Origin of the sequence: Oceanobacillus longus (assembly GCF_042650085.1) — a bacterium.
Lineage (GTDB): Bacteria > Bacillota > Bacilli > Bacillales > Amphibacillaceae > Oceanobacillus > Oceanobacillus longus.
On record NZ_JBHSAO010000006.1, the window covers coordinates 417,549 to 423,909 of the forward strand.

General features: G+C 34.3%; 6 protein-coding genes. 2 read left to right on the top strand and 4 right to left on the bottom strand.

Features of this window, described 5'->3' with window-relative positions; translation table 11 throughout:
- Positions 1-32: 32 nt before the first annotated feature.
- From ACFOUV_RS09660 to ACFOUV_RS09675, 4 genes are all read right to left on the bottom strand, one after another.
- Entirely contained in the window at positions 33-428 is a 396-nt protein-coding gene (locus tag ACFOUV_RS09660) for an acyl-CoA thioesterase (RefSeq protein ID WP_379496549.1), read from the bottom strand.
- A 70-nt stretch (positions 429-498) separates the two neighbouring features.
- Positions 499-2,022: a class I adenylate-forming enzyme family protein gene (locus tag ACFOUV_RS09665; protein WP_379496550.1), complete on the bottom strand. Its 1,524-nt coding sequence runs from the start codon at positions 2,020-2,022 to the stop codon at positions 499-501.
- Between the two features lie 42 nt (positions 2,023-2,064).
- Complete coding sequence (locus ACFOUV_RS09670) at positions 2,065-3,258, bottom strand: acyl-CoA dehydrogenase family protein (RefSeq protein WP_379496551.1); 1,194 nt, start codon at positions 3,256-3,258, stop codon at positions 2,065-2,067.
- Between the two features lie 73 nt (positions 3,259-3,331).
- The gene (locus ACFOUV_RS09675) at positions 3,332-4,174 is read right to left on the bottom strand and encodes a crotonase/enoyl-CoA hydratase family protein (RefSeq protein WP_379496552.1); all 843 of its coding nucleotides are present in this window, start codon (positions 4,172-4,174) and stop codon (positions 3,332-3,334) included.
- Positions 4,175-4,637: 463 nt separating this feature from the next.
- Between ACFOUV_RS09675 and ACFOUV_RS09680 the strand changes: the two genes are divergently transcribed.
- Both ACFOUV_RS09680 and ACFOUV_RS09685 read left to right on the top strand, forming a co-directional pair.
- On the top strand, positions 4,638-5,384 hold the full coding sequence (locus ACFOUV_RS09680; RefSeq protein ID WP_379496553.1) for an SDR family NAD(P)-dependent oxidoreductase: 747 nt from the start codon (positions 4,638-4,640) through the stop codon (positions 5,382-5,384).
- A gap of 55 nt (positions 5,385-5,439) precedes the next feature.
- A partial coding sequence (locus ACFOUV_RS09685) for a phosphotransferase family protein (protein WP_379496554.1) occupies positions 5,440-6,361 on the top strand: 922 nt, incomplete at its 3' end.

Genomic DNA, 6,361 nt, shown 5'->3' on the forward strand with positions numbered 1-6,361 from the left:
ACCTCCTGTTTTTTTATAGTTTTAGTATGCAATTAACCAAAGTGCTTACCTATTTCCTCTATTAAAGGGATTGGTCTTCTCCTATTCATATCAATCATCACACTAGTTGTTTGAGCTTCCGTTATAAGGATTCCGCTTTGATTGGATATGTTTTGTTTCATTGTGAAACTAGTATTCCCACGTTTATACGGTGATGTTTCAATTGTTAAAACATCACCCAATCTTCCCTCACCAATAAATGAAACTTCTATATTGCGAAGTACAAAGCCCAATCCTTTATTTATCAATGTTTCTATTTGAAAATCATGTTTGTTATACCAATCAAACCTTGCTCGCTCTAAATACTTTATAAAGACAAGGTTATTGACATGATTAAATATATCAAGATCTTCTTCGTCGACCTTAATCTCTGAAATAAACCGGCTCACAACTATCCCACCTTTTGTAAAAGTATCTATTATAAACAGAAGATGTTATTCCTTGTCCTAGATAAAGCATTTAATTAACAGGACGTAATTGTCTTTTAAGAATTTTTCCTGATGGGTTTCGTGGAAATTCCGCCACAAATTCTAGTTCTTTTATTCTTTGGTATTTTGACAACTGATTATTACAATAATCCATCAGTTCTTCTTCTGTTATCTCCGTTTCACCTTTTAAGACAACATAAGCTTTTACACTTTCGCCCCATACTTCATCTTGAATACCAATTACAGCCGCTTCAAGAACTGCTTGATGTTTAAATAGAATTTCTTCTATATCCTTAGAGTATATATTTACTCCTCCACTGATAATCATATCTTTTTTCCTATCGAGTAAATAATAGTACCCGTCTTCGTCGACTCTCCCCATATCACCTGTTAGGAACCAACCACCTTCGATAAAGGATTTTTCCGTCTCTTCTGGCTGATTATAATAACCCTTAAATAGAGTGCTACTCTTGATTGCGAACTCTCCACCCTCATTCACACCAACATCGTTCCCGTTTTCATCTAATAACCTCACTTGAGCATCCTCTGCCTGTTGTCCAATAGAAGTAGATTTACTCAGGACTGAATCTGGTCGCAAAGATATATAAGCACCGGTCTCAGAACTACCGAAAAATTCACTAAACTTGCAGTTGAACTCTTTTATAATGGAAGCTTTTGTTGGCTCTGTAATTGGTGCACCTCCAGAAATCAATCGTACTAAAGAAGATAAATCATACTGCTTCAGATTCGGTTGCTGTAACATTAAAATATATTGTGTAGGTACGAAAACGGAATGTGTTACTTTTTCGTCTTGTATAACTTGTAAAGTTTTTTCAGGGCCAAATTCTCGTGTTACGGCTATCCGTATTCCTAATACCGAAAGTATATATAATATGTTACAACCTATACTGTGATAAAGAGGAACAGTAATTAAAAAGACACTTTTATAATTGACACTCCACTCAAATGGGATTTTTAATACTCTCATTAACATGGCACCTTGTGTTAACATGATACCTTTTGGTAAAGCAGTAGTTCCTGAAGAATACATAAGACATGCTAAATCGTCTTGTCCAACTTCTATATTAATTTCATCAAATTTGCCAACGTTAAAAAACTGATAGCTGACAAATTCGGTGGCTACTTCCTCGTCACTGAGCAAAACCGTTTTGCTTGCATCTAACGAATCTAAACTATCTAGAACTGTATTGTAGTCTTGTAATGAATCTGTCTCTATAAAAGCAAGTTTTGCATCTGATTTATTTATTAAAGCAGTTAAATCATTACCTTTTACCATATAGTTTATTGGTACAGATACTGCCCCTATCATAGAAACAGCAAAATATATCTCTGCCGTTTCCAATCTGTTTCGCATGTATAAAACAACGTGATCTCCTTTGCCAATCCCCTTTGCCATTAAAGAATGACCAATTGATTTCACCCTGTTATACAATTCTAAGTATGTTAACTTCTCATTTTCAAAAGTTATTGCAGTTTCATGCGGTTTGTTTTTCGCTGAAACGGACAAACCTGAATGAAGATTAAGAAATTGCATGTTATCACCCTTTATTTTTTATATAAGCACGAGCTAGATTACTTAATACTTAATATCCTTAGGCAATCCAAGGACTCTTTCTGCCACTATATTTCTTTGTATATCTGATGTGCCACCTTCAATCGTATATGCACGTGAACGTAAATAATGTCGCTGCCATTCTCCAGAAACTAATGCATCATTCTTCCAAAGCGTACTGGCCGAACCATGGAGTGACAAAGCAAAGTCATAAATCTCTTGACCTAATTCACTTGCTCCTAATTTCTCCATTGATCCTTCAGGACCCGGATAACCTCTTTTAATCGTATTTGTTAAATTACGATAATAGTTTAATAGGAGTCCTCTTGATTTTGCCTTTAGCTTCGCAATCTTTTGTCGAATAATAGGATTTTCAATTAATCGAACCCCACCCCTTTCCATTGTGTTAGCAAGCTCCACAACTTCATCAAACGTTTTTTGCAATTGAAAAATTTGTCTTGCAACTCCAGTTCGTTCATGACTTAATAATATTAATGAAACTCTCCATCCGTCATTCACTTCTCCAACAACATCGGCTTCATAAGCAATAGCATCATTTAAGAAAACTTCGTTAAAATCTTTTCTATCATCAATTGATCGAATACCTTTTAACTCAACACCTTCTTGTTCCATATCGATTAGAAAAGCTGTGATTCCTTCGTGCTTTTTTCCAGTGTTTTTCGTACGAGCTAGAACAAAACACCTATCTGCCAAGTGAGCAACACTGGTCCAAATCTTTTGACCATTGATTACCCATTTATCGCCTTTTTTAACTGCTGTCGTTTGCAGAGATGCTAAATCAGACCCTGAATTCGGTTCTGAATATCCTTGACACCAAATTTCTTCACCATTTAAGATTTTATGTACATATCTTTCTTTTTGCTCTTTTGTACCAATCTGTAATAATGTAGGACCAACCATAGCGACACCAATAGCATTAATTTGCGGCGGCGCTTTTACTCTAGCCATTTCTTGTTCATAAATAACCTCTTCTATCAAACTAGCTCCTCTACCACCGTATTCCCTAGGCCATGAAATGCCACTCCAATTTCCTTCAAACAATTTTTTTTGCCAACCTTTAAAGAACTTTCTTTGTTCTTCTATGCCTTCAGGGATTTCCCTCTTCCCTTCTAACCATCCTTCTGGCAAATTCGCTTCTAACCATTGTCTTAGTTCATCGCGAAAAGATTCCTCTTTTTCAGTAAATGAAAAATCCATATAAATACCCTCCTATTAATTTTATAGTTAATTATTTAGTCCATCTTAGAAAACGCTTCCATTAAATTAAAAACTACTTAAATGTACGTTCCTTCCACCAAGGATAAAATTCTGGTAAATCTGTACTCACTTTCATATTGAATTCTGGGTTACGCTTTTCAAGAAACGCATTAACACCTTCTGCAACATCTGCATTTCTCCCTGTCCAATAAATATATTTCGACTCTATTTTATGAGCTTCCATAGGATGATCTGCTCCAAGCATCTTCCACATTAGTTGTCTATTCAATGCTACTGATATTTGAGAAGTGTTACCCACAATTTCTCTTGCTAACTCTTTTGCTGTATCAAGTAATTTATCAGCTGGTACAATACGACTTGCTAAACCACCTTCAAATGCTTCTTTTGCAGAAAACACACGACCTGTGGAAACCCATTCCATAGCTTGTTCTATACCTACTAACCTTGGTAGAAACCAACCACCGCAAGATTCTAGTGTTATCCCTCTGCGTGCAAAAACAAATCCCATTTTTGCATCTTCAGAGATAATCCGTATATCCATTGGAAGTGTTAAAGTTGCACCAAATCCTACTGCTGGACCATTGATTGCTCCAATGATTGGTTTATTTAAATCGTAAATTCGTAAAGTAACTAAACCGCCACCATCTCTAGTATCTTCCATTGGTAAATCTGATTTAAAGATATCCCCGTCTTTATCTAAATCAGCACCTGCACAAAACGCTCTACCTTCTCCAGTGATAATAATGACTCTCACATCATCATTTTCATCAGCTTTGTTTAAAGCATCTAACAATTCATCAATCATTGGCATATTTAATGCATTTAATCTTTCTGGTCGATTAAGTGTTATTATCATAATACCTTCTTCTAAATTTGTTTTAAGTGTTTCATACATTTTTACATCCTCCTTTATGTTCAAATCTAATAAAGTAAAATCATTAATCTATTCTTTCTTTTCTAAATCCTTTCCTGAGAGTAATCTTAGACAGTATCCCAATACTAATTCCGAAAATTGAAACACAAAATTTAAATAATAGTTTATTTTATGAATTATTAGTATGAATATTACTATCATAAGTAGAAGATGTCAAGATTATTTTCTGACTTTTTATATTATTTAAAAATCACTTTAATAGATTAGTTAAAATTACATATAAATTAAGATGTTATCAATTTGTTTGTTTCCATCATTCAATGAATTCATAATTATAAAATTCATAATATACATAATTAACTTTACAATTAATTCAATTAATTATAAGATATTCATGATACAAATTTCACTTTGGCTAGAATGTCATCCAATTGACTATACAAATTAGCAATTGTATTGAAAATATGAGGAGGAGAGAATAGAAATGAAAAAAAAATCAGTGATTATGACAGGTGGAGGAAGTGGCATTGGTAAAACTACTGCCATTAGACTCGCAAAAGAAGGCGCCAAGATAATGGTAACGGATATGAACGAGGAATCAGCAAACGAGACGGCAAAAATCATAAAACAAAACAATGGAATTGCAGAAGTATTAAAAGTTGACGTTACGAAAGTAGAGGATATTAAAAATATGATCCAACACACTGTTGATACGTTGGGTAGTGTTGATTCATTAATAAACAATGCAGGAATTTCCAATGCAGAAACGCTCCTACACAAAACAGATGAAAGTACCTGGTATAAAATTATTGATGTCTGTTTAAATGGTGTATATCTTGGTATGAAATACGCGTTACCAGAAATGATTAAAAATGGTGGCGGCACGATTGTAAATGTATCTAGTATCGCTGGAATCAAAGGACAAAAGTTCCTGAGCGCTTATAGCGCAGCTAAAAGTGGCGTCATTGCAATAACAAAAACTACTGCCTTAGAATACGGAAAACATGGAATTCGAGTAAATGCAGTAGCTCCAAGTATTATTGATACACCAATAGTGAAAGATTGGAAAGAATCCCAAAAATGGGAAGCGCTTTCTACTGCAAACGCCTTGAGAAGAATTGGTCAACCAGAAGAGGTTGCAGAGACGATATTATTTTTAGCTTCTGAAAAGTCTTCTTATATTACTGGTAGAACATTAGCAATTGATGGGGGAACTTTATTAGGAAAATAGAATGTTCATCTTACCACAAAGATAAATAATATAGAAAAATAGGAGTGAAGAATATTTGAATGAAAATAAAGAAATTATAGCTGTAAGAGATGGACAAGATTTCAACAGAACAAAACTAACGGAATACTTAGTGATGCACTTAGAACTTCCTGAACATACCGAATTAGCAGTACAGCAATTTTCTGCTGGGATGGCTAATTACACATATTTGATTAAATATGAGGATTGGAAAGCAGTACTTAGGCGACCTCCTAATGGCCCATTACCACCAAAGGCACATGACATGGAAAGAGAATATAATTTTCTAAGTAAAATCTATAAGCATTTTCCTATCGTTCCTGAAGCTTATTTATTTTGTGATGATGAAAGTATACTTGGTGTACCATTTTACGTTATGGAATATAAAGAAGGAACGGTACTTGATAAAGAGTTTCCAAGTAACATTACAGTTACTGACGAGCTACTTAAACATATTTCCAAGGAAGCTGTTCAGGCACTCGTTAAGCTTCATCAACTTGACTATAAAAAAATCGGACTGGAAAATCTCGGCCACCCTGAAGGTTTTTTGGAACGTCAAGTCTATGGCTGGATTAAACGCCATGAAAAAGCGAAAACACATCATGTTCCTTACTATGATGAAGTAAAACAGTGGTTAACTGAGAATACCCCACAATCAACAAATGTATCCATCGTTCACAATGATTATAAACTTAATAACATTGTATTATCTCCTGATTTAAAGGAAATTAAAGCTATACTTGATTGGGAAATGGTAACTATAGGAGACCCTTTATTTGATCTTGCAAATGCACTAGCATACTGGACTCAACACGATGATTCTCCATTATTAAAAGATAGTTTATATTCTATTACTGCAAATCCAGGCTTTTATACAAGGGAAGAATTTATCCAACAATATGCACTAGAAACTAAACAAGATATTACAAATATTGATTTTTATTTGGCGACTGTTTATT

Coding starts and splice junctions, on each gene's coding strand:
- ACFOUV_RS09675 (WP_379496552.1), bottom strand. CDS start 4,174: ATGTATGAAACACTTAAAACAAATTTAGAAGAAGGTATTATGATAATA.
- ACFOUV_RS09680 (WP_379496553.1), top strand. CDS start 4,638: ATGAAAAAAAAATCAGTGATTATGACAGGTGGAGGAAGTGGCATTGGT.
- ACFOUV_RS09670 (WP_379496551.1), bottom strand. CDS start 3,258: ATGGATTTTTCATTTACTGAAAAAGAGGAATCTTTTCGCGATGAACTA.
- ACFOUV_RS09665 (WP_379496550.1), bottom strand. CDS start 2,022: ATGCAATTTCTTAATCTTCATTCAGGTTTGTCCGTTTCAGCGAAAAAC.